This window comes from Pseudooceanicola nanhaiensis DSM 18065, assembly GCF_000688295.1.
Lineage (GTDB): Bacteria > Pseudomonadota > Alphaproteobacteria > Rhodobacterales > Rhodobacteraceae > Pseudooceanicola > Pseudooceanicola nanhaiensis.
In genome coordinates this window covers 558,882-580,463 of sequence record NZ_JHZF01000013.1, presented here as the reverse complement: position 1 = coordinate 580,463, position 21,582 = coordinate 558,882, and the positions used below count along the sequence as shown (strand labels likewise).

Here is a 21,582-nt window from a genome sequence, read left to right as displayed (position 1 = left end):
GCCCCCCGTCCCGGTGCGGGACCGGCACGGTCTGTCCGGAAGGATGCAGGTCGGGCGCGCTCATCGGTCCAGCAGAACCCCCGCGGTATCGGTCCAGCTCAGCCAGACCTCGTCCTCCCACGTGAAGCTGCGGCGGGCGATGCGGCGGGTGTTGGCCTCCTGCGCCTTGATGACATGCCCGGTCGGCAGCTCGACATGGTAGGTCGAGATGTTGCCGAGGTAGGCGATGTCGAGGATCCGGCCCCGCAGCGTGTTCGGCGCCTGCGGCCGCTCGGCCGAGATCGCCACCTTCTCGGGGCGGATCGCCAGCCAGCACTGCTGGTCGAGCGAGAAATCCTTCTGCGTCTTGGCCATCAGCGGCGGCTGGCCCTCGGCCCAGATCACCTGCACGTTGTCGCCGGTCTGGTGCGCCCTGCCCTCGATGATGTTCACGTCGCCGATGAAATCGGCCACGTAGACCGAATCCGGGCTCTCGTAGATCCGGTCGGGGGTCGAGACCTGCATCAGCTTGCCCTCGTCCATCACCGCCACGCGGGAGGCGACGGTCATCGCCTCTTCCTGGTCGTGGGTGACGATCACGAAGGTGGTGCCGGTCTTTTCCTGGATGTCCACCAGCTCGAACTGGGTGTCCTGCCGGAGCTTCGCGTCGAGCGCGCCGAGCGGTTCGTCCAGCAGCAGCAGCTTCGGCGCCTTGGCCAGCGAGCGGGCGAGCGCGACGCGCTGCCGCTGGCCGCCCGAGATCTGGTGCGGCTTGCGCGACTTGAACTTCTCCAGCCGGGTCAGCTTGAGCATCTCGTTCACGCGGGCCTCGATCGCGTCCTTGTCCTTGCCCTCGCGCTTCAGGCCGAAGGCGATGTTGTCCCAGACCGTCAGGTGCGGGAACAGTGCGTAGCTCTGGAACATCATGTTCACCGCCCGCTTGTTCGGCGGCACCGGCGCGATGTCCTGCCCGGCGAGGAAGATCTTGCCCTCGGTCGGCGTCTCGAAGCCGGCGAGCATCCGCATCAGCGTGGTCTTGCCGCAGCCGGACGGGCCGAGCAGGGCGAAGAACTCGCGCGAGAAGATGTCGAGGCTGATGTCGTCGATGGCGGTGAAATCACCGAACCGCTTGGTGACGCGCTGGAAGGAGATCAGGGGTTTCTCGTTCGGGTCGTCCCAGGGGGCGAAGACGGTCTGCGGCATGGAGGCTCCGGAAAAGGGCAGGCCCGCGCGATCAGCCGCGCGGGCCAGTCTCATGTGGCGTGGGTCAGGTGCCCGACTTCACGCGGGTCCACATCCGGGTCAGCAGCCGCTGTTCCTTCGGACCGAAGGGCGTCACGGTGTAGAGGTTGTCCAGCGTCTCCTCGTCCGGGTAGATCGCCGGGTCGCCGATCACGTCCTCGGCCAGGAATTCCTGCGAGGCCTTGTTGCCGTTGGCGTAGTAGACGTAGTTCGACGCCGCCGCCATGTTCTGCGCATCCATGATGAAGTTCAGGAACTTGTGCGCGGCTTCCGGGTTCGGCGCGTCGGTCGGGATCGCCATCTGGTCGAACCACATCAGCGCGCCTTCCTTGGGAATGTGGTATTCCACCTCGACGCCGTTGTCGGCCTCGGCCGCGCGGTCGCGGGCCTGCAGGATGTCGCCGGACCAGCCGAAGGCCACGCAGATGTCACCGTTGGCCAGCGCGTTGATGTATTCCGAGGAATGGAACTTCTGCACATGCGGACGGATCGCCGACAGCACCTCTTCGGCCTTGTCGAGCGCTTCCTGCGAATGGTCGTCGGGGTCCTCCCAGCCGGCATAGGTCAGCGCGGCGGGGATCATCTCGGTCGGGGCGTCCAGCACCTGCACGCCGCATTCGCTGAGCTTCTCGATGTTGGCCGGATCGAAGATCAGCGACAGGCTGTCGACGGGCGCATCCTCGCCCAGCACCTCGGCCACCTTGGCGGTGTTCACGCCGAGGCCGGTGGTGCCCCACATGTAGTTGACCGAATATTCCGAGCCGGGATCGTAGACCTCGGTCCGTTCCGAGATCACGTCCCACATGTTCTCGATGTTGGGCAGCTGCGACTTGTCGAGCTTCTGGAACGCGCCGGCCGCGATCTGGCGCTGCAGGAAGGTGCCGGTCGGCACGACCACGTCATAGCCCGAGCCGCCGGCCAGCATCTTGGTCTCGAGCAGTTCGTTGCTGTCGAAGACGTCGTAGACCAGGTCGATGCCGGTCTCTTCCTCGAACTTCGTCAGCAGCTCTTCGTCGATGTAGTCGGACCAGTTGTAGACGTGCACTTCCTCTGCCGCGGCGGCGGTGCCGAGGGCGATGAGGGCCGTCGTCGTGATGAGGGTCTTCTTCATAAGTGTCTCTCCCGTTGGACTCTGTTGCAGATAGCGCCCAGTGAATGCGATCCAATCAAACCTTACGTGGCGACGCAATATGGCGTTTCCGGCTGACCCGGCGTAGCGTCCTGCGAAACTGGCAATTCCGAGGTGAGATCATGAACGTCATCACGAACCACATGCCGACGGCCGAGCTGCAAGCGCTCGATGCCGCGCACCACATGCATCCCTTCTCGACCCAGAACGATCTGGCCGCGCGCGGCGCGCGGGTCATCACCCAGGCGAACGGCTGTTTCCTGCGTGACAGCGAGGGCGCGGAGATCCTCGATGCCATGGCGGGCCTGTGGTGCGTGAACATCGGCTACGGCCGCGAGGAGCTGGCCGAGGCGGCGGCGCGGCAGATGAAGGAACTGCCGTATTACAACACCTTCTTCATGACGACGCACATTCCGGCCATCGCGCTGGCGGCCAAGCTGGCCGAGCTGGCGCCGGGCGATCTGAACCACGTCTTCTACGCCGGATCCGGGTCCGAGGCGAACGACACGAATATCCGGATGGTGCGCACTTATTGGGCAGAAAAGGGCCAGCCCGAGCGCAACGTGCTGCTGGCGCGGTGGAACGGCTACCACGGCAGCTCCATGGGATCGGGCTCTCTCGGCGGGATGGTGGGCATCCATTCGCAGGGCGGCCTGCCGATTCCCGACATCCACCACATCGGCCAGCCGAACTGGTGGGCCGAGGGCGGCTCCATGTCCGAGGAGGAGTTCGGCCTGATGCGCGCCCGGGAGCTGGAGGAGAAGATCCTCGAGATCGGCCCCGAGCGCGTCGGCGCCTTCATCGCCGAGCCGGTGCAGGGGGCGGGCGGCGTGATCGTGGCGCCCGACAGCTACTGGCCCGAGATCCAGCGCATCGTGGACAAGTACGGCATCCTCCTGATCGCGGACGAGGTGATCTGCGGCTTCGGGCGCACCGGCAACTGGTTCGGCTCCCAGACCCTGGGCATCCGGCCGCACATCATGACGATCGCGAAGGGCCTCAGCTCGGGCTACCAGCCGATCGGCGGCTCGATCGTCTGCGACGAGGTGGCCGGGGTGCTGGCGGCCTGCGAGTTCAACCACGGCTACACCTATTCCGGCCACCCGGTCGCCTGCGCCGTCGCGCTCGAGAACCTGCGCATCCTCGAGGAGGAAGGCATCATCGACCGCGTCCGCGAGGAGACCGGCCCCTACCTCAAGGAGAAGTTCGAAAGCCTCGCGGACCATCCGATGGTGGGCGAGGTGAAGATCGTCGGCATGATGGGCTCGCTCGCCCTGACCCCGCACAAGGACAGCCGGGCCACCTTCGCCTCCGAGGCGGGCACGGTGGGCTACATGGTCCGCGAGCGCTGCTTCGCCAACAACCTCATCATGCGCCATGTCGGCGACCGGATGATCATCTCTCCGCCGCTGGTGATCTCGAAGGAAGAGATCGACCTGCTGATCGACCGCGCCCGCCTCTCGCTGGACGAGGGCATGGCCGCGGTGAAGGATGCGGGGCTCTGGGTCGCGGGCTGACACGGCCCTCCGGCAGGCGGCCCCTGCGGGTCAGGACCACGGCCGGGCTCCCTGCGGGGGCCCGGCCTTTTCATGTCCGCGACGCCGGGCGGGTGTTGCAGACAATTCACGGTTGCAATTCCATCGGGCGCCTGGGCGACGCAGGGTCAGGTATTGCTGGCGGAAGTGACGGGATCGGGTAGGGTCAGGGTTGTTTGAACCCCTCAGGCGCAGAACGCGCCGGCAATGAAAGGCAGACCCATGGAAGACGGTTTCGGTTTCTTCGACCTCATCTGGTCTATGTTCTGGTTCTTTCTCCTGATCGCATGGTTCTGGGTGCTGATATCGGTGGTGGCCGATATCTTCCGCTCCAGGGACCTCGGCGGCTTCGCCAAGGCGATCTGGGTGATGTTCGTGATCCTCATCCCCTGGCTCGGCGTGCTGGTCTACCTGATCGCCCGCGGCGGCAAGATGGAGGAACACAACCGCGAAGCCGTCGCCAGCATGGAAAAGGCCCAGCGGGAGTACATCATGTCGGTGGCGGGCACCGGCGGCGGCGCAGGCGCCTCGACGGCGGAACAGCTCGAGAAGCTGGCCACGCTGAAGGACAAGGGCGTCCTCACCGAAGAGGAATTCGCCGCGCAGAAGGCGAAGCTGCTGGCCTGACCTGGCCGGCCACGGGTCCGGCGCGCGGCGCCGGGCCCTTGCGCCCCGTGCGGGACGCCTCTGGCGCGACCCGCAGGAATACATGCCACCGACATTGATTTTCCCCCCGCGCTCGGCCACCTTGCGGGCCGATGCCGCCGCGCCGCCGCGCGGCGGACGACCTGCCGAGGGATCCCCGCACCGATGAAGCTTGCCAGAACCGACCTTGTCTTCATGGGTCTCGCCATCGGCACGGGGACGCTCTGCTACCTGCGCCGCGGGGGCGAGGCGGTGCTGTCCTCGGCGGCGGAGGCGGGCATCCTGTTCCTGCAGATCCTGCCGCAGCTGGCCGCCGGATTGCTGATCGGCGGACTCGTCACCCGGCTGGTCAGCCGCGAGAAGGTGGCGGCGATGCTGGGCGGCAGCTCGGGGATCCGGAGGCTGCTGGTGGCGACACTGGCGGGCGCGCTGACGCCGGGCGGGCCCTTCACCTCGTTTCCGATGGTCTACGCGCTCTGGATCGCCGGGGCCGATGCGGGCGCGCTGATCACCTTCATCGCCTCGTGGTCGCTTCTGGGCTTCAACCGGCTGATCGTCTGGGAGCTGCCCCTGCTGGGCGTCGAGTTCACCGCCATCCGCTTCCTCGCCTGCCTGCCCCTGCCGATCGTCGCCGGGCTGATCGCCCGCTGGATGACCCGCTTCGCGGTGCTCCGGCTGGACCGGCCCGCCGAATGACGGCGGCGGCGATCTTCATCTGGGCCGTCGTCGCGGTGCTGGCCGTCTTCGTCTGGCGCCGCGCGGGCACCGCCGGGCTGACCGGCGCCGGGCGCGACGCGCTCGGCACCGGGCGGATGCTGGCCTTCCGCCTGCCCTTCGCCCTGCTGGCGGCGAGCTTCCTCGTGCAGGTCGTGCCGGTCGCCGCGCTGAGCCACGTGATCGGACCCGCCTCCGGCCTGTTGGGGATCGTGCTGGCGGGGCTGATCGGAGGACTGCTGCCGGGCGGTCCGATGACCTCGTTCCCGATCGCGATCGTCTTCCTGCAGGGCGGGGCGGGCATCCCGCAGATGGTGGCGCTGATCGCCGGATGGTCGGTCTTCGCGCTGCACCGGATGCTGGCCTACGAGGCGCCGATCATGGGCTGGCGCTTCGTCGGGCTGCGGCTGGCGAGCTGCGCCGTGCTCCCCGTGCTGGCCGGGCTGATCGCCGAGGCGATCCTGCTGGCCTTCGGGCTCGGGGATCTGCAGCTTCTCTGAAGCGCGAAGGGCCGCGCCCTCCCTCGGGCGGGCGCCCCCGGTGTCGTGACGCGATGGTCTCTCCCGAGGCCGCAGGGCGCGTCTCCCGCACGCAGGGCGGCCTTCCCCACGGGGAAGGTTTCACGAAGATTATACCGCGCCCAACCAATTGTTCATAATAGGTTAATCGACCGCCCGCCCCGCCGCACCGGCCGCCATCAACCGCCGCACCGACATCGAGATATGCGCCCGCCGCACCAGCGCCGCGGCCATCGCGTCCCCCGCGGACAAGGCCCTTTCGGTCTCCCGCAGCTCGGCGAGGAACACCGCACATTCCTCGGCCAGGTCCAGCGCCGCGATCTGCCGCAGCCAGACCCGCGCCGTCCGGTAATAGAGCCGCTCGGCCACCTCGCGCAGCACCGCGTTCCCGGTCAGCGACAGGCCGAAGGCGAAATAGGCCATGTTGAGCCGGGCGAAGCTGCGCGCCTCGGGCGCCTGCGCCAGCGCCTCGCCCTGCGCGCGGAAACCGGCCATCTCGGCCCGCTGTGCCGCGCCGACCTCCACCGGCGACAGCCGTCCGACCAGCTCCGCCAGCTCCTCGCGCAGGGCATAGGTTTGCGCCAGCTCCTCCGCGCCCGGGTCGGTGACCATGGTCCCGATCCCGTGCAGCGACTGCACCAGCCCCTCGTCCTCGAGCCGGGCGAGCACGCGGCGGATCGGGGTCCGCGAGACGCCGTACTCCGCCGCGATTCCCTCTTCCGAGAGCCGGGTGCCCGGCGCCCAGTCCATCAGGCAGATCCGCTCGCGCATCTCGCCGTGGAGCCGCGCCAGCCGGTCGCGGGCGTCCTCAGCCATGGGCGGTGAACCGGTCGGCCAGCCCGTGCAGCATGTCGAGGCAGGAGGCGAGCTGGCCGATCTCGATGAACTCGTCGGGCTTGTGCGCCTGCTCGATGGAGCCGGGGCCGCAGACGACGACGTCCATCCCGATCTCCTGGAAGAGCCCCGCCTCGGTCCCGAAGGCAACGAGGTCGGCACCGTTCGCGCCTGTCAGCTCGGACACGAGGTAGCGCGCGGCGTTCTGGTCCATCGGCTCCAGCCCCGCGACCTCGCCCAGCACCTCGGTCGAGATCAGCGCCTCGGGAAATCCCGCCTGCATCTCGGGCAGGAGGATGTCGCCCACGTAATCCCGGATCGCGCGCTTCACGAAATCGGCGTCGGTCTGCTGGACGGGGCGCATCTCCCATTCCACCTCGGCATGGCCGCAGATGATGTTGGGCGCGTGACCGCCTGCCATCCGGCCGATGTTGATCGTGGTCCAGGGCGGTTCGAACCGCGATCCCGGCGGCGCGCGGTGCTTGAGCGCCTCGCGCAGCTCCAGCAGCCGCGTCACGTAGCGGGTGGCGTATTCCGAGGCGTTCACGCCGAGGTCCGGGCGCGAGCCGTGCCCCTCGCGCCCGGTGAAGGTCACGCGGTATTCGCAGCAGCCCTTGTGCCCCTCGATGATCCGCATCGAGGTCGGCTCTCCGACGATGGCGAGGCCGGGGCGGACCTCGCGGTCGCGCAGGATGTGGGCCAGGGTCTGCGCGCCGAGGCAGCCGATTTCCTCGTCATGGGTGAAGGCGAAGTGGATCGGCCTTGTCAGCTGGCGCGACGCGAAGGTCGGCGCCATGGCGATGCAGGCGGCGATGAAGCCCTTCATGTCGCAGGTGCCGCGGCCGAAGAGGCGGGCGTCGTCCTCCCACATGGCGAAGGGATCGGCGGACCAGGGCTGGTCCTCCACCGGCACGACGTCGGAATGGCCCGAGAGCATCAGCCCCCCCGGTTCGTCCGGGCCGATGGTGGCGAAGAGGTTCGCCTTGGCGCCGCTCGCGTCCTTCATGACCTCGACCCGTGCGCCCGCCCGGTCCAGCCGGTCGGCCATCACCCACATCAGGTCGAGGTTGCTCTCGGAGGACACCGTGGGATGAGAGATCAGGCTGCCCAGGATCTCGCGGGTGGTCTCCAGATCGCTCATGGTTTCACGAACATCTGCCGGGGGCGGTCGCAGAGGCATTCCGCCGGGCCCTCGTCCTTGATGAGGATGGATTCCGTGATCTCGAGCCCCCAGTCGGCCATCCAGAGGCCGGGCATGAAGTGGAAGGTCATTCCGGGTTCGAGCACGGTCTCGTCCTCGGCCCGGAAGGAGATGGTGCGCTCGCCCCAGTCGGGCGGGTAGCTCAGGCCGATCGGGTAGCCGCAGCGCTCGCCCCGGGTGATGTTGGCGCGTTCCAGGGGCGCGGCGAGGGCGTTGGCCACGTCGCAGGCGCGGTTGCCGGCGCGGGCGGCGTCGATGCCGGCCTCCAGCCCCTCGACCAGGGCGGCCTCGGCGGCCTTCAGGATGTCGGACGGTTCGCCCAGGAAGAGCGTCCGGCAGAATGGCGCGTGGTAGCGGCGGTAGCAGCCGGAGATCTCGAAGAAGGTCGCCTCGCCCTTCCGGAAGGGCTCGCCGTTCCACGTGAGGTGCGGCGCGGCGGCGTCCGAGCCCGACGGCAGGAGCGGCGGGATCGCGGCGTAATCGCCCCAGCCGTCCTCGACCCCGGTGATGGCGTCGCGGTAGATCTCGGCCACGATCTCGTTCTTCGGGATGCCGGGTTCGACGCGTTCGAGCAGCCCGTCGACGATCTTTTCCGAGATCCGGGCGGCGCGGCGCATGAACGCCAGCTCCTCGCCCGATTTCACCGTGCGGCACCAGTTCACCAGGGCGGTGGCGTCGTGGAACGTCGCGTCGGGCAGTTCGTGGGTGAGGACGGCGTGGGCCTTGGCGGAGTAGTAGTAATTCTCCATCTCCACCCCGATATGCGCCGTCGCGACCCCCATGGCGCCGAGGTTGGCGGCGAGGTCCTGCATCGGGTGGCGTTCGGTCGACTGCACGTAATTGTCGACGTAGCCGTGGATCCGGCTGTCCTCCATCCACACCGTCCGCAAAGCGCCGTTCCGGTCCTGCATCCGGCCCCACCACCACGGGTCGCGGTCGAGGAAGACGACGACGCCCTGGTGGACGTAGAAGCTCCAGCCGTCATAGCCCGTCAGCCAGGCCATGTTCGAGGGGTCGGTGACGCAGAGAACCTCGATCCCGCGGGCCTCCATGGCGGTGCGGGTCTTGTGCAGGCGCCGTTGATATTCGGCCTCGGAAAAGGGGATCGATTTGCGGATCATTGGGGTCTCCCGCTGGTGGTGGTCTTTCCTCCGCCTTGGCAGGTTGTGCACAACTCTGCCGCTCTGGAAACGAACACGACGAGTCGTTTTCAGGAAATACAAGGGTCAGGGCGCGTTGCAGTGTTGACGGGGGCGGCTTCGCGGCCTTGTTGTGCACAACTACTATGCAACATGGAGATTTCATGCTGGTTGAGGCGGATGTCGAGAGGGCGGCGGAGGTGCTGCGCGGACGGGCGGACCGGACGCCGCTGGTGCCCTCGCTCTACGCCGGGGCCGACCTCTGGCTGAAGCTCGAGATCTGCCAGCCCATCGGGGCGTTCAAGCTGCGCGGCGCGCTGAACGCGGTGGCGGCGGCAGCGGGCGACGTGGTCTGCTGCTCGACCGGCAACCACGGGCGCGGGGTGGCCTGGGCGGCGCGCGAGGCGGGCAAGCGGGCGGTGATCTGCATGTCCGAACTGGTGCCCGAGGCGAAGGTCGCGGGGATCCGGGCCCTGGGCGCGGAGGTGCGCATCAAGGGGCGCAGCCAGGACGAGGCGCAGGCGGAGGCCGACCGGCTGACGCGCGAGGAAGGGCTGACGGGGATCTCGCCCTTCGACGATTCCCTGGTGATCGCCGGGCAGGCGACCATCGGGGCGGAGATCATGGCCGAGAGGCCGGGGATCGAGACGCTGCTGGTGCCGCTCTCGGGCGGCGGGCTGGCCGCCGGGGTGGCGTTCGCGGCGAAGCGCGCGAAGCCCTCGGTGCGGGTCGTCGGGGTTTCCATGGACCGCGGCGCGGCGATGCACGAGAGCCTTCTGGCCGGGGCGCCGGTGCAGGTCGAGGAGGTCGCCTCGCTGGCCGATTCCCTTGGCGGCGGGATCGGGATGGAGAACCGGATGAGCTTTGCCATGTGCCGGGATCTGCTGGATGATACGGTGCTGGTCACCGAAGAGGAGATCTACCGCGCGATGCAGGAGACCTATTACACCGACCGGCTGGTGGCCGAGGGCGGATCGGTCGTCGGCCTCGCCGCCTTGATGGCGGGCAAGGTCCGTTGTGACGGCCCGGTGGCGACGATCCTCACCGGGCGCAACGTGGACATGACGCAGTTCACCCGGGTGGTGACCGGGCAGGACGTGACGCTCGGAGAGATGACGGTGAAGGGGGTGCCCCATGGCGCATGACGTGCGGATCGTGACGGAAGCCGAATTGCGGCGTGTCATCGGCCTCGACCGCGGGCTGGTGGACGTGATCGAGAAGGCCTTCGCGGCGCTCGCCGGCGAGGGCGTGGTGATGCCGCCGATCCTGTCGATGGCCCTGGAAGAGGCGAATGGCGAGGTGGACGTGAAGACGGCCTACCTGCCGGGATTCGACGGTTTCGCGATCAAGGTGTCGCCGGGGTTCTTCGACAATCCGAAGCTGGGGCTCGCCTCGCTGAACGGGCTGATGATCCTGTTCTCGGCCAGGACCGGGCTGGTGGAGGCGCTGTTTCTCGACAACGGCTACCTGACCGACATCCGCACCGCCGCCGCCGGGGCGGTGGCCGCGCGGCACCTCGCGCCGAAGGAGGTCGAGACGGCGGCGGTCCTCGGCACCGGGGTGCAGGCGCGGCTGCAGATGCAGGCGGCGCATCTCGAACGGCCCTTCGGGCGGGTGCTGGTCTGGGGACGGGATGCCGACAAGGCCGGGACCTGCGCATCGGATCTGCAGGAAGCTCTCGGGGTGGAGGCGGAGGTCGTCGGCGACCCCGCAGAGGCGGTGGCGCGGAGCCAGCTTGTCGTGACGACGACGCCCGCGCGGGAGCCGCTCGTCACCGCCGAGATGCTGCACCCGGGGCTGCACGTGACCGCCATGGGCTCGGACCAGGCGGGCAAGAACGAGGTCGCGGCCGAGGCGCTGGTGGCCGCCGATCTCTATGTCGCGGACCGGGTGGCGCAATGCGAGACCGCCGGAGAGCTGGCCTCGGCCCGGGCGAAGGGGCTGATGACGGGTCTCCTGCCGGAGCTGGGCGAGGTGGTCACCGGGGCGGCGGCGGGCCGGACCTCCGGCGATCAGGTGACGATCTGCGACCTGACCGGGACGGGGGCGCAGGACACGGCCATCGCCTCCCACGTCGCGGCGCTGTTGCAGGGCGGGGCGACGGGCACGGTGATCCGGGCATGAGCAGCTATCGTCTGGATGCGCGGGACGTGGAGATCCTGCGGGTCCTCGAACGCGAGGGGCGGATCACGAAGACCGAGCTGGCGGAGCGGATCAACCTCTCGCCCAGCCCCTGCTGGGACCGGCTGAAACGGCTGGAAGAGGCCGGGATCATCGAGGGCTACGGCGCCCGGATCGCGCTGCGCGCGCTCGCGCCCCACGTGACGGTCTTCGTGGCGGCGGAGCTGGTGAACCACACGACCGATGTCTTCAGGACCTTCGAGACCGCCGTGCAGGACATCGAGGAGGTCACCGCCTGCTGGGCGCTCGGCGGCGGGTTCGACTACCTGTTGCAGGTCGTGGCAAGGGACATCGACGCCTACCAGAGGCTGATCGACCGCATGCTCGCCTCGGAGATCGGGCTCGCGCGCTATTACACCTATATCGTGACGAAGCCGGTGAAGGGCCCCGCCCCCCTGCCCCTGGCCGCTCTGGGACTGCCGCAGAGGGATTGACTGGCGCGGCCGGGGATCGGCAGAGGGATCCTCTGCCAAGTCGCCGCACTATGGTCACCTTCTCTGCGAGGAATATGGCATCACCACGGGGAAACCACTCCTGGCAAACCCTGTGATGGAGGCCCTGTCCATGTCCCTGCACCACGCTCTTCCCAAATCGCCCCTCGCCGAGGTCTCGGATCCCCGGCTGGTGCGCTCCTTCTCCTACATCGGCGGCAAGTGGACCGGCGCGGCGTCCAACGCGACCTTCTCGGTGACGAACCCCGCCGACGGCGCCTGGCTGGGCGACGTGGCGGAGCTGACGGGGGCGGACAGCGCGAAAGCGGTCGATGCGGCGCAGGCGGCGTTCCGGTCCTGGTCGATGACCCTGCCGCAGGAGCGCTCCGCGATGCTCAGGAAGTGGTTCCGGCTGATGCAGGAGAACCGCGAGGACCTCGCCCGGATCATGGTGCTGGAGCAGGGCAAGCCCCTCTCGGAGGCGCGGGGCGAGATCGATTATGCCGGGGACTTCCTCGAATATTACGCGGAGGAGGCCAAGCGGCCGAACATCGAGGGCGTGACCTCGCATCTGGAGGACGCCGAGGTGGAGCTCTGGCGCGAACCCGTGGGGGTCGCGGCGCTGATCACCCCGTGGAACTTCCCGGCGGCGATGCTCACGCGGAAGGCAGGGGCGGCGCTGGCGGCCGGCTGCACGGTGGTCTGCCATCCGTCGAAGGAGACGCCGTTCTCGGCGCTGGCGCTGGCGGAACTGGCGGAACGCGCGGGGATCCCGGCGGGCGTCTTCAACGTGGTGACGGGCCAGCCGGCCGAGATCGTGGAGCCCTGGACGAAGGATGCCCGCGTGCGGGTGCTGTCCTTCACCGGCTCCACCGAGGTCGGGCGTCTGCTCTACCGGCAGAGCGCCGAGACGGTGAAGACGCTGGTGATGGAGCTGGGCGGCCACGCCCCGGTGATCGTCTTCGCGGATGCCGAGATGGACAACGCCGTCGAGGAGACGATGAAGGCGAAATGGGCGACCTCGGGGCAGGACTGCCTCGGCGCGAACCGGATCTACGTGGAGCGGTCGGTCTATGACGACTTCTGCGCGCGGTTCGCCGAGGCGACGGGTCGGCTGACGGTCGGCCACGGGATGGACGATCCGGATATCGGTCCGCTGATGAACGCGGCGGCGGTGGCGAAGCAGAAGGCCCATGTCGAGGACGCCGTGGCGAAGGGGGCGAAGGTGCTCTGCGGCGGGGCCGCGCATGAGCTGGGGCCGCTGTTCTGGCAGCCGACGGTGCTGGCGGATGTGCCGGAGGACGCGCTGATCCTGCGGGAGGAGACGTTCGGCCCGGTCGCGGCCATCGTGCCCTTCGACACCGAGGAGGAGGTCGTCCGGCGCGCCAACGACACCGAATACGGGCTGGTCGCCTATCTGCACGCGATGCACCCGCGGCGGATCTACCGGGTCACCCGGGCGCTGGAATACGGGATGGTCGCGGTGAACCGGACCAAGGTGACCGGCGCGCCGATCCCCTTCGGGGGCTACAAGCAGTCGGGCCTGGGACGCGAGGGCGCGCGGCTCGGGATGGAGGCGTTCACCGAGGTGAAATACGTCTGCCGGGACTGGGCATGAGGCGCCTCCCGCCCGGCCCCTGCGCCCGTGCTGCGTGAGGGAGCCTCCGGCGGGAGTATTTTCGGAAAGATGAAGATGGGGGTCCGGCATCGGCCCCGACGTGGAAAGGAAACGGCATGTTGAGGAACGATCAGCTCGAACAATGGGACCGGGAGAATTTCTTCCATCCCTCGACACATCTGGGCCAATTCGCACGGGGCGAGGCGCCGCAGCCGGTGATCAAGACGGCGAAGGGCTGCCACATCACCGACCGGGACGGCACCCGGCTGCTCGATGCCTTCGCGGGGCTCTATTGCGTGAACGTGGGCTACGGGCGGCCCGAGATCGCCGAGGCGATCGCCGAGCAGGCGAAGGAGCTGGCCTATTACCACGCCTATGTCGGGCATGGGACCGAGGCCTCGATCACGCTGGCGAAGATGGTGCTGGACCGGGCGCCCGCGGGGATGAGCAAGGTGTATTTCGGGCTCGGCGGTTCGGATGCGAACGAAACCAACATCAAGCTCGTCTGGTATTACAACAACATCCTCGGGCGCCCGGAGAAGAAGAAGATCATCTCGCGCTGGCGGGGGTATCACGGCTCGGGGCTGATGACCGGCTCGCTGACCGGGCTCGCGACCTTCCACAACAAGTTCGACCTGCCGCTTTCGCCGATCCTGCACACGGCGGCGCCCTATTACCTGCGGCGCCCCGACCAGTCGATGAGCGAGGCGGCCTTCGTCGCCTATTGCGTGAGCGAGCTGGAGGCGATGATCGAGGCCGAAGGCGCCGACACGATCGCGGCCTTCATCGGCGAGCCGCTGATGGGAACCGGCGGGATCGTCCCGCCGCCCGCGGGCTACTGGCCGGCGATCCAGGAGGTGCTGGACCGGCACGACATCCTGCTGATCGCGGACGAGGTGGTGACGGGCTTCGGGCGGCTCGGTTCGATGTTCGGTAGCGACCATTACGGGATGCGGCCGGACCTGATCACCATCGCGAAGGGGCTGACCTCGGCCTATGCGCCGCTCTCGGGCTCCATCGTGGGCGAGAAGATGTGGAAGGTGCTGGAGCAGGGCACCGACGAGAACGGGCCGATCGGCCACGGCTGGACCTATTCCGCACATCCGATCGGGGCGGCCGCGGGGATCGCGAACCTGAAGCTGATCGACGCGCTGAACCTCGTGCAGGCGGCCGGGACCACCGGCGCCTATCTGAACGCGGCGCTGAAGGACGCGGTCGGCGGCCATGCCCATGTCGGCGAGGTGCGCGGCGAGGGGATGATCGCGGCGGTCGAGTTCATGGAGGACCCCGGCAAGGGCACCTTCTTCGATCCCTCGAAGACCATCGGCGCCAGGGTGTCGGCCGAGCTTCTCAGGGACGGGGTCATCGCGCGGGCGATGCCGCAGGGCGACATCCTGGGCTTCGCGCCGCCCTTCTGCCTGACCGAGGCCGAGGCCGACGAGATCGCCGGAAAAACGGCCAAGGCCGTGGCGGCAGTCCTGGGGTAAGCTGGGAAACACACACGATTCGCCGCCGCCGGGGCGACCGGGCGGCGGCGAGAAAAGGGAGGACATGCCCGCAAACCGGGCTAGCTGACGGCCAAACATAGTGCGGCCGGGTCGCTTTCGGGGGCCGAATCGCCGTGAAACGGTTGAAACCCTCGGGTCGAGCCGTTTTAATGTCAGGAAATAAAAGCGGAAAAATCCGCACGAACGGACAACGGGGAGCCAATATTGGCTGATACAGATTCAAGCGACGCCTTCGTCGCATTCGAACGCGTTCAGAAATCATACGACGGCGAGACGCTCGTCGTGAAAGACCTCAACCTCTCGATGCCCAAGGGCGAGTTCCTGACCATGCTCGGGCCCTCCGGCTCCGGCAAGACCACCTGCCTGATGATGCTGGCGGGCTTCGAGACCGCCACCCACGGCGAGATCAAGCTGGATGGCAAGCCGATCAACAACATCCCGCCGCACAAGCGCGGGATCGGCATGGTCTTCCAGAACTACGCGCTGTTCCCGCACATGACCGTGGCCGAGAACCTCGCCTTCCCGCTGGAGGTCCGCAAGATCCCCAAGTCGGAACGCGAGGAAAAGGTGAAGCGCGCGCTCGACATGGTGCAGATGGGCGCCTTCGGCGGCCGCCGCCCGGCGCAGCTTTCGGGCGGCCAGCAGCAGCGGATCGCCCTGGCCCGCGCGCTGGTCTTCGAACCCGAGCTGGTGCTGATGGACGAACCGCTCGGCGCGCTCGATAAGCAGCTGCGCGAGCACATGCAGTTCGAGATCACCAACCTCGCGCACAGCCTCGGGATCACCACGGTCTACGTGACCCACGACCAGACCGAGGCGCTGACCATGTCGGACCGCGTCGCGGTCTTCGACGATGGCCGGATCCAGCAGCTCGCGCCGCCGGACCAGCTCTACGAGGCGCCCCAGAACAGCTTCGTCGCGCAGTTCATCGGCGAGAACAACACGCTGATCGGCACGGTGAAATCCATCGACGGCGAGTTCTGCAAGGTGCAGCTCGAGGATGGCGAGGTCATCGACGCGAAGGCCGTGAACATCGGCGAGGTCGGGACCAAGACCCAGGTCTCGATCCGGCCCGAGCGGGTGGAATACAACAGGGAGCGGATGGCGGAGGGCGTGCACACGCTCAAGGCCGAAGTGCTCGAGTTCATCTACATGGGCGACATCTTCCGCACGCGGCTGCGCGTCGCGGGCAAGGACGATTTCGTCATCAAGACCCGGAATGCCCCCGACCAGGTGCGCCTGAAGCGCGGCGAGCAGATCGAGATCGGCTGGCTGCCGTCCGATTGCCACGCGCTGGACGCCTGACGGGCCCGATCTTCGCGCCGTTCCCGGCGCGAGAGCCCGACGCCCTGCACGTCCAACCCGTGGCGCGGGGCCGAAAGAACCCAAAAACGGGTGAAAACCTAGGGAGAACAGTATGAAACTGACCACAACCCTTCTGGCCAGCGCAGCGATCGTCGCCGGTGCCGGTGCGGTGACCGCACAGGACATGGCGAACGAGATGACGCTCGTGTCCTGGGGCGGCGCCTACCAGAACAGCCAGCAGAAAGCCTATGTCGAGCCCTACCTCGAGGCCAATCCGGACGTGACGGTCACCTGGGACGAAAGCTCGAACGAAGCCGTGGCCAAGCTGCGCGCGATGAACGAGGCCGGCAACATCACCTGGGATCTCGTGGACGTCGTGGCCGCCGACGCCATCCGTCTCTGCGACGAAGGTCTCGCGATGGAGATCGACTTCAACGAGATGCTGGCCGACGGTGACGACGGTTCCAAGGCCGAGGACGATTTCGGCGAAATGCTGGTGAGCGATTGCTACATCCCGCAGATCGTCTATTCGACCACCTTCGGCTACCGCACCGACATGGTGCCCGAGGGCGTCGATGCGCCGTCGGAAATCTGCGACGTGTTCGACACCGAGACCTACCCGGGCAAGCGCGCGCTCGAGAAGCGTCCGATCAACAACATGGAATGGGCCCTGCTCTGCGACGGCGTCGCGAAGGACGAGGTCTATGACGTGCTCGCCACGCCGGAAGGCCAGGAGCAGGCGCTCGCCAAGCTCGACACGATCAAGGACGACGTGATCTGGTGGTCGGCCGGTGCGGACACCCCGCAGCTGCTGGCTGACGGCGAGGTCTTCATGGGCTCCACCTACAACGGCCGCCTCTACTCGGTGATCGAGGAGCAGGACCAGCCGGTCGCGATGATGTGGGACGCGCAGGTCTTCGACCTCGACGGCTGGATCATCCCCGAAGGTCTGCCGGAAGACCGTCTGGCGCGCGTGAAGGACTTCGTCCGCTTCGCCACCGACACCCAGCGTCTGGCCGACCAGGCGAAGTACATCTCCTACGGCCCGGCACGTGCCTCCTCGGCACCGGCGGTTCCGGAAGAGATGAAGCAGCACATGCCGACCGACCCGGCGAACGCTGGCAACACCTTCCTCTACAACTACGAGTTCTGGGCCGACTATCGCGACGACATCGACGCGAAGTTCCAGTCCTGGCTCGCGCAGTAATCCCGGAAGGGACGGCGGGCCCCGCGGGCCCGCCCATCGGTTTCCCGGAGCGTCACGGCGCTCCGGGGCATCGGACCGGAAGGCGGCGCACGACCGCCACGTATAACCGACAGGGACACACCATGCCCAAGGGCTATATCATCGGCCACATCACGGTGAACGATCCGGAGGCGTACAAGGAGTACATCCGGCTCGACACGCCGATCCTCGAGAAGCTGGGCGGACGGTTCATCGTCCGCGGCGGACAGTCCGAGACCACCGAGGGCACGGCCGAGAACCGCCACGTCGTCATCGAATTCCCCGATTACCAATCGGCGTTGAACGCCTATCACGATCCCGGCTACCAGGAAGTCGCCGAGATCCGTCGCCGTTCCGCCACCAGCACCATCATCGTCGTGGAGGGCGCCTGAATGACCGACCGTACCACCGGACCCGACCAGTTCACCGGCGCCACCCCCGACAATGCGCTGCGCGATGCCGACCGGGCCGAGGCCGCCTCCGGCCCGATGCTCGCCGCCGACGGCACGCCGCTGAAGAAAAGCCTCAACCGGGCGCTGCGGCGGCAGAAGATGCGGGCGCTGATGCTGATCGCCCCGCTGCTGATCTTCATCCTCGTCGCCTTCATCGCCCCGATCGCCGACATGCTGTTCCGCTCGGTCGAGAACCAGATCGTCTCGGAAACGCTGCCGCGGACGGTCGACTCCCTCGAGGACTGGGACCACACCACCGGCGACCTGCCGTCCGAGGGCACGTTCCGGGCGCTTTACGTGGACATGTTCATCGCCGCGGAAAAGAAGGAGCACACGCGACTCGGCACCCGTCTGAACTATGAGCAGACCGGGGTCTCGTCGCTCTTCCGCCGCACCGGGCGGGACGTGGACGATTTCGGCGAGCTCTACGAGGACCAGTTCAACGACCTGGACGCAGCCTGGGAAGACCCGATGACCTGGGCCCGCATCCTGGGCGATCCCGACTGGATCGCCGAAGCCGAGGGCGCCGAGGCGCCGGGCCCCGATTTCGTCCTGCGCGACGGGGTCGAGACCGCGCTGCCCACCACCGCCGAGGTCTACTCCGCCTTCGCCGAATTCACCCAGACCGAGGACGAGGACAACCCGCTGGAGGAGACGCCCTGGACGCTGGTCTACACCGCGCTCTACTGGGACCTCATGCGCGACGGCTTCGCCTATTCCGGACCCGAATCCGCGCTGGTCACCGCCGCGGCCGAGGCGGCGCCGGGCTTCGAGACCGTCTCGATGCAGGAGAACTTCGTCGAGTCGGACAAGGACTGGGGCAGCACCGCGGTCTGGAGCACGATCCAGACCTACGCGCCCGAATACACGCCGGGCTATTTCCTGAACTCGGTCGACGCCCAGCTCACCCCGGACGGGATCGAGGCGCGGCCCGAGAACGAACAGATCTACGGGATCCTCTTCAAGCGCACGATCTTCATGTCGATGACGATCACCATCTCCTGCATCCTGCTGGGCTATCCGGTGGCCTGGATACTCGCCAACCTGCCGATGCGGACGGCGAACCTGCTGATGATCCTCGTCCTGCTTCCGTTCTGGACCTCGCTTCTGGTGCGGACCTCGGCCTGGAAGGTGATGCTGCAGCAGCAGGGGGTGATCAACGACATCCTGGTCTGGATAGGGCTGGTCGACGATGCCAACCGATTGATCATGATCAACAACCAGTTCGGCACCATCGTCGCGATGACCCACATCCTGCTGCCCTTCATGATCCTGCCGCTCTACTCGGTCATGGCGACGATCCCGCCCACCTACCTCCGCGCGGCCAAGTCGCTGGGCGCGAACGACTGGACGGCCTTCTGGCGGGTCTACTTCCCGCAATCGGTGCCGGGGATCGGCGCGGGGTCGATCCTCGTCTTCATCCTCGCCATCGGCTATTACATCACGCCCGAGATCGTCGGCGGCACCACCGGGACGTTCATCTCGAACCGGATCGCCTATCACATCTCGTCCTCGCTCAACTGGGGGCTGGCGGCCGCGCTCGGCTCGATCCTGCTGGCGGCGGTCCTGATCCTCTACTGGGCCTATGACCGGATCGTGGGCATCGACAACGTGAAGCTGGGGTAACGCACATGGCACTTCCAACCTATGCAAGCACGCCGCAGGTGATCTGGTACTATACCTTCCGCGGCATCTGCGCGCTGATCTTCTTCTTCCTGATCGCGCCGATCCTGGTGATCATCCCGCTCAGCTTCAACGCCGAGAACTTCTTCACCTTCACGCCGGAGATGCTGTCGCTCTCGCCCGAGGGCTATTCGACCAAGCATTACGAGGACTTCTTCAACACCTCGGACTGGCAGCAGGCGATGTGGAACTCGCTGAAGATCGCGCCGATGGCGACCCTTCTGGCGGTGAGCTTCGGGACGCTGGCCGCGATCGGGCTGTCGTCCGAGCACGTGCCGTTCCGGCGCGCGATCATGGCGGTCCTGATCTCGCCGATGATCGTGCCGCTGATCATCTCGGCCGCCGGGATGTACTTCTTCTATTCCCGGATCGGGTTGCAGGGGACCTATCTCGGCGTGGTGCTGGCTCATGCCGCCCTGGGGATCCCCTTCGTCATCATCACGGTGACGGCGACGCTCGTGGGGTTCGACCGCTCGCTGACGCGGGCGGCGGCGAACATGGGCGCGAACCCGGTGACGACCTTCTTCCGGGTGCAGATGCCGCTGATCCTTCCGGGCGTCATCTCGGGCGCGCTCTTCGCCTTCATCACCTCCTTCGACGAGGTGGTCGTGGTGCTCTTCGTCGGCTCGGCCGGGCAGAAGACCCTGCCCTGGCAGATGTTCATCGGCCTGCGCGAGCAGATCTCGCCGACGATCCTCGCCGTGGCGACGATGCTGGTCGGGATCTCGATCTGCCTTCTCACGGTGGTGGAGCTGTTGCGGCGGCGGTCCGAGCGGCTCCGGGGCATGTCGCCGGGGTGAGGTGACGGCCACGGGACGGCAGACAAGGGCGGGGGCTTCCCCGCCCTTTCTTTCTGGTCTGTCGGAGACTTTTCCTTGCGCGGAACAGGCCCGAAAGGCCCCGCTGCGAAGATGCAGGCGGGGTCTGGGGGCGGCTCACCGCAGAGCGGCGAACCTCTCGCCCAGGGCCTCGGCCTCGGCCGCCCAGCCCCAGGGCGCGTTCACCACGTAGAGCCCGGAGCCCACCATCCCGTGCCCCTCGCGCGCCGGCGGGAAGCGCACCTCGTGCCGGACCGCACCCTCGATCCCGAGCGCGTCGAGCGCCTGCGCCATCCCCTCCTGCGCGCGGTTCACCAGCACCGGGTACCAGAGCATCAGCACGCCCACGTTCCACTTCCGATGGACCTGCGCGAGAAGCTTCGGCATCGCCTCGTATTCCCCCTTGAGCTCATAGGCCGGATCGATCAGCAGCAGCCCCCGTCGCGGGTCGGGCGGGCAGAGCGAGAGGGCCATCTGCGGCCCGTCCGCCTTGCGGATGTCCGCCCCGGGAAGCGCCGCGCGCAGGGCCTCGGCCTCCTGCGGGTGCATCTCGGCCAGGTGCATCCGGTCGTCCGGTCTGAGCAGTCCCTGCGCGATCAGCGGCGATCCCGGATAGGCGCGCGGCCCGCCCCGCGCCTGCGCCCCGGCCAGCGCCCGGGCATAGGGATGGTCGGCCCCGAACCAGTCGCGGACCCGCCCGATCCCCTGCGCCGCCTCGCCCGTCTTCAGCGCCTCGGCGCCGCCGAGGTCATAGAGCGCACGCCCCGCATGGGTCTCGATGTAGCTCAGGGGCTTGGGTTTGGCGGTCAGGTAGTCCAGCGCCAGCGCCAGAAGCGCGTGCTTGTGGACATCGGCGAGGTTCCCGGCGTGATAGGCGTGCTGGTAGGAAAGCATGACCCCTCCTGCCCTGCCCCACCGCCGTCGTCAACGCTCAGAGATGTTCGGCGATCTCGGTGTTCAGCCGTGCGATCCGGTCGCGCAGGTCCGCAAGCTCCTCGACCGAGAGGCCCGTCGCCTCGAACACGCAGGTGGTGATCCGCTCCGCCTCGGCCTCCAGCGCGCGGCCCTTGTCGGTGAGCCTGACCGTCACCACGCGCTCGTCCGCCGCGCTCCGGCCGCGGGTGACGAGCCCGGCCTCGGCCATGCGCTTCAGCAGCGGCGTCAGCGTATTGGTGTCGAGACCCAGTTCCTCCCCGAGCGCGCCGACGCGACGCTCGTCCTCCGACCAGAGGGCGACGAGCACGAGGTATTGCGGGTAGGTCAGCCCGAGCGGCTGGAGAAGCGGCCGGTAGAGTCGCGTCATCGCGTGGTTCGCGGAATAGAGCGCGAAGCAGAGCATGTCGCCCGTGCCGGGCAGTCGAGAGGGCGTTTGTGTCATCGCCTCGATATAAATCGCGCGCGATATGATCGCAAGCTCTTGTCAGC

Annotated in this window: 20 protein-coding genes and 1 pseudogene; 14 read left to right on the top strand and 7 right to left on the bottom strand. The window is 67.7% G+C overall.

Annotated features, from left to right (window positions below):
* Nucleotides 1-60 precede the first annotated feature (60 nt).
* Both Q344_RS0112800 and Q344_RS0112795 read right to left on the bottom strand, forming a co-directional pair.
* Entirely contained in the window at nucleotides 61-1,182 is a 1,122-nt protein-coding gene (locus Q344_RS0112800; RefSeq protein WP_028287067.1) for an ABC transporter ATP-binding protein, read from the bottom strand.
* 64 nt (nucleotides 1,183-1,246) lie between these two features.
* Nucleotides 1,247-2,332, bottom strand: a complete 1,086-nt coding sequence (locus Q344_RS0112795) for a polyamine ABC transporter substrate-binding protein (RefSeq protein ID WP_028287066.1) — start codon at nucleotides 2,330-2,332, stop codon at nucleotides 1,247-1,249.
* A 140-nt stretch (nucleotides 2,333-2,472) separates the two neighbouring features.
* Here Q344_RS0112795 and Q344_RS0112790 point away from each other — a divergent pair, with 140 nt between their 5' ends.
* The 4 genes from Q344_RS0112790 (at nucleotide 2,473) to Q344_RS0112775 (ending at nucleotide 5,744) form a co-directional block, all read left to right on the top strand.
* The gene (locus tag Q344_RS0112790; RefSeq protein ID WP_028287065.1) at nucleotides 2,473-3,867 is read left to right on the top strand and encodes an aspartate aminotransferase family protein; all 1,395 of its coding nucleotides are present in this window, start codon (nucleotides 2,473-2,475) and stop codon (nucleotides 3,865-3,867) included.
* A 225-nt stretch (nucleotides 3,868-4,092) separates the two neighbouring features.
* Complete coding sequence (locus Q344_RS0112785; RefSeq protein WP_211249917.1) at nucleotides 4,093-4,512, top strand: SHOCT domain-containing protein; 420 nt, start codon at nucleotides 4,093-4,095, stop codon at nucleotides 4,510-4,512.
* A 183-nt stretch (nucleotides 4,513-4,695) separates the two neighbouring features.
* Entirely contained in the window at nucleotides 4,696-5,226 is a 531-nt protein-coding gene (locus Q344_RS23905; RefSeq protein ID WP_036539191.1) for a permease, read from the top strand.
* Entirely contained in the window at nucleotides 5,223-5,744 is a 522-nt protein-coding gene (locus tag Q344_RS0112775; RefSeq protein WP_028287063.1) for a hypothetical protein, read from the top strand. The genes Q344_RS23905 and Q344_RS0112775 overlap by 4 nt, the downstream gene beginning before the upstream one ends.
* 162 nt (nucleotides 5,745-5,906) lie before the next feature.
* On the opposite strand, the gene Q344_RS23900 is transcribed toward Q344_RS0112775, so the two are convergent.
* Genes Q344_RS23900 through Q344_RS0112760 form a run of 3 tightly spaced genes read right to left on the bottom strand, consistent with a single transcriptional unit; the run spans nucleotide 5,907 to nucleotide 8,918 of the window.
* Entirely contained in the window at nucleotides 5,907-6,578 is a 672-nt protein-coding gene (locus tag Q344_RS23900) for a GntR family transcriptional regulator (protein WP_036539190.1), read from the bottom strand.
* Nucleotides 6,571-7,737, bottom strand: a complete 1,167-nt coding sequence (argE, locus tag Q344_RS0112765) for an acetylornithine deacetylase (RefSeq protein ID WP_028287062.1) — start codon at nucleotides 7,735-7,737, stop codon at nucleotides 6,571-6,573. Before argE ends, Q344_RS23900 begins: the two co-directional genes overlap by 8 nt.
* Nucleotides 7,734-8,918, bottom strand: coding sequence for a M24 family metallopeptidase (locus Q344_RS0112760; protein WP_028287061.1), 1,185 nt, complete (start codon nucleotides 8,916-8,918; stop codon nucleotides 7,734-7,736). Before Q344_RS0112760 ends, argE begins: the two co-directional genes overlap by 4 nt.
* Before the next feature lie 182 nt (nucleotides 8,919-9,100).
* Between Q344_RS0112760 and eutB the strand changes: the two genes are divergently transcribed.
* The 10 genes and pseudogenes from eutB to Q344_RS0112710 form a co-directional block, all read left to right on the top strand.
* Nucleotides 9,101-10,081, top strand: coding sequence for a hydroxyectoine utilization dehydratase EutB (gene eutB / locus Q344_RS0112755; protein ID WP_036539189.1), 981 nt, complete (start codon nucleotides 9,101-9,103; stop codon nucleotides 10,079-10,081).
* A complete protein-coding gene (locus Q344_RS0112750; protein WP_028287059.1) occupies nucleotides 10,071-11,060 on the top strand; it encodes a cyclodeaminase in 990 nt (329 codons plus the stop codon). Before eutB ends, Q344_RS0112750 begins: the two co-directional genes overlap by 11 nt.
* Nucleotides 11,057-11,551 (top strand): Lrp/AsnC family transcriptional regulator, encoded by a 495-nt coding sequence (locus Q344_RS0112745; protein ID WP_028287058.1) that lies wholly within the window; start codon nucleotides 11,057-11,059, stop codon nucleotides 11,549-11,551. The genes Q344_RS0112750 and Q344_RS0112745 overlap by 4 nt, the downstream gene beginning before the upstream one ends.
* A 130-nt stretch (nucleotides 11,552-11,681) precedes the next feature.
* Nucleotides 11,682-13,166 carry an NAD-dependent succinate-semialdehyde dehydrogenase gene (locus Q344_RS0112740; protein WP_028287057.1) on the top strand — a complete coding sequence of 495 codons (1,485 nt, stop codon included), beginning with the start codon at nucleotides 11,682-11,684 and terminating at the stop codon, nucleotides 13,164-13,166.
* 116 nt (nucleotides 13,167-13,282) lie between these two features.
* Complete coding sequence (locus Q344_RS0112735; RefSeq protein WP_028287056.1) at nucleotides 13,283-14,653, top strand: aspartate aminotransferase family protein; 1,371 nt, start codon at nucleotides 13,283-13,285, stop codon at nucleotides 14,651-14,653.
* 225 nt (nucleotides 14,654-14,878) lie between these two features.
* Nucleotides 14,879-15,979, top strand: coding sequence for an ABC transporter ATP-binding protein (locus Q344_RS0112730; protein ID WP_028287055.1), 1,101 nt, complete (start codon nucleotides 14,879-14,881; stop codon nucleotides 15,977-15,979).
* 112 nt (nucleotides 15,980-16,091) lie between these two features.
* Nucleotides 16,092-17,186, top strand: coding sequence for an extracellular solute-binding protein (locus tag Q344_RS0112725; protein WP_028287054.1), 1,095 nt, complete (start codon nucleotides 16,092-16,094; stop codon nucleotides 17,184-17,186).
* A 122-nt stretch (nucleotides 17,187-17,308) separates the two neighbouring features.
* Nucleotides 17,309-17,596 (top strand): DUF1330 domain-containing protein, encoded by a 288-nt coding sequence (locus Q344_RS0112720; protein ID WP_028287053.1) that lies wholly within the window; start codon nucleotides 17,309-17,311, stop codon nucleotides 17,594-17,596.
* A complete protein-coding gene (locus Q344_RS0112715) occupies nucleotides 17,597-19,282 on the top strand; it encodes an ABC transporter permease (RefSeq protein WP_028287052.1) in 1,686 nt (561 codons plus the stop codon). It abuts the gene before it with no gap.
* A 35-nt stretch (nucleotides 19,283-19,317) separates the two neighbouring features.
* Nucleotides 19,318-20,139, top strand: a pseudogene (locus Q344_RS0112710) (ABC transporter permease); the annotation flags it as partial.
* A 135-nt stretch (nucleotides 20,140-20,274) separates the two neighbouring features.
* On the opposite strand, the gene rlmJ reads toward Q344_RS0112710, so the two are convergent.
* Complete coding sequence (rlmJ, locus tag Q344_RS0112705; protein WP_028287050.1) at nucleotides 20,275-21,051, bottom strand: 23S rRNA (adenine(2030)-N(6))-methyltransferase RlmJ; 777 nt, start codon at nucleotides 21,049-21,051, stop codon at nucleotides 20,275-20,277.
* A 37-nt stretch (nucleotides 21,052-21,088) separates the two neighbouring features.
* A complete protein-coding gene (locus tag Q344_RS0112700) occupies nucleotides 21,089-21,535 on the bottom strand; it encodes a MarR family winged helix-turn-helix transcriptional regulator (RefSeq protein ID WP_028287049.1) in 447 nt (148 codons plus the stop codon).
* Between the last annotated feature and the right edge of the window lie 47 nt (nucleotides 21,536-21,582).

Coding starts and splice junctions, on each gene's coding strand:
- Q344_RS0112800 (WP_028287067.1), bottom strand. CDS start 1,182: ATGCCGCAGACCGTCTTCGCCCCCTGGGACGACCCGAACGAGAAACCC.
- Q344_RS0112795 (WP_028287066.1), bottom strand. CDS start 2,332: ATGAAGAAGACCCTCATCACGACGACGGCCCTCATCGCCCTCGGCACC.
- Q344_RS0112790 (WP_028287065.1), top strand. CDS start 2,473: ATGAACGTCATCACGAACCACATGCCGACGGCCGAGCTGCAAGCGCTC.
- Q344_RS0112785 (WP_211249917.1), top strand. CDS start 4,093: ATGAAAGGCAGACCCATGGAAGACGGTTTCGGTTTCTTCGACCTCATC.
- Q344_RS23905 (WP_036539191.1), top strand. CDS start 4,696: ATGAAGCTTGCCAGAACCGACCTTGTCTTCATGGGTCTCGCCATCGGC.
- Q344_RS0112775 (WP_028287063.1), top strand. CDS start 5,223: ATGACGGCGGCGGCGATCTTCATCTGGGCCGTCGTCGCGGTGCTGGCC.
- Q344_RS23900 (WP_036539190.1), bottom strand. CDS start 6,578: ATGGCTGAGGACGCCCGCGACCGGCTGGCGCGGCTCCACGGCGAGATG.
- argE (WP_028287062.1), bottom strand. CDS start 7,737: ATGAGCGATCTGGAGACCACCCGCGAGATCCTGGGCAGCCTGATCTCT.
- Q344_RS0112760 (WP_028287061.1), bottom strand. CDS start 8,918: ATGATCCGCAAATCGATCCCCTTTTCCGAGGCCGAATATCAACGGCGC.
- eutB (WP_036539189.1), top strand. CDS start 9,101: ATGCTGGTTGAGGCGGATGTCGAGAGGGCGGCGGAGGTGCTGCGCGGA.
- Q344_RS0112750 (WP_028287059.1), top strand. CDS start 10,071: ATGGCGCATGACGTGCGGATCGTGACGGAAGCCGAATTGCGGCGTGTC.
- Q344_RS0112745 (WP_028287058.1), top strand. CDS start 11,057: ATGAGCAGCTATCGTCTGGATGCGCGGGACGTGGAGATCCTGCGGGTC.
- Q344_RS0112740 (WP_028287057.1), top strand. CDS start 11,682: ATGTCCCTGCACCACGCTCTTCCCAAATCGCCCCTCGCCGAGGTCTCG.
- Q344_RS0112735 (WP_028287056.1), top strand. CDS start 13,283: ATGTTGAGGAACGATCAGCTCGAACAATGGGACCGGGAGAATTTCTTC.
- Q344_RS0112725 (WP_028287054.1), top strand. CDS start 16,092: ATGAAACTGACCACAACCCTTCTGGCCAGCGCAGCGATCGTCGCCGGT.
- Q344_RS0112720 (WP_028287053.1), top strand. CDS start 17,309: ATGCCCAAGGGCTATATCATCGGCCACATCACGGTGAACGATCCGGAG.
- Q344_RS0112715 (WP_028287052.1), top strand. CDS start 17,597: ATGACCGACCGTACCACCGGACCCGACCAGTTCACCGGCGCCACCCCC.
- rlmJ (WP_028287050.1), bottom strand. CDS start 21,051: ATGCTTTCCTACCAGCACGCCTATCACGCCGGGAACCTCGCCGATGTC.
- Q344_RS0112700 (WP_028287049.1), bottom strand. CDS start 21,535: ATGACACAAACGCCCTCTCGACTGCCCGGCACGGGCGACATGCTCTGC.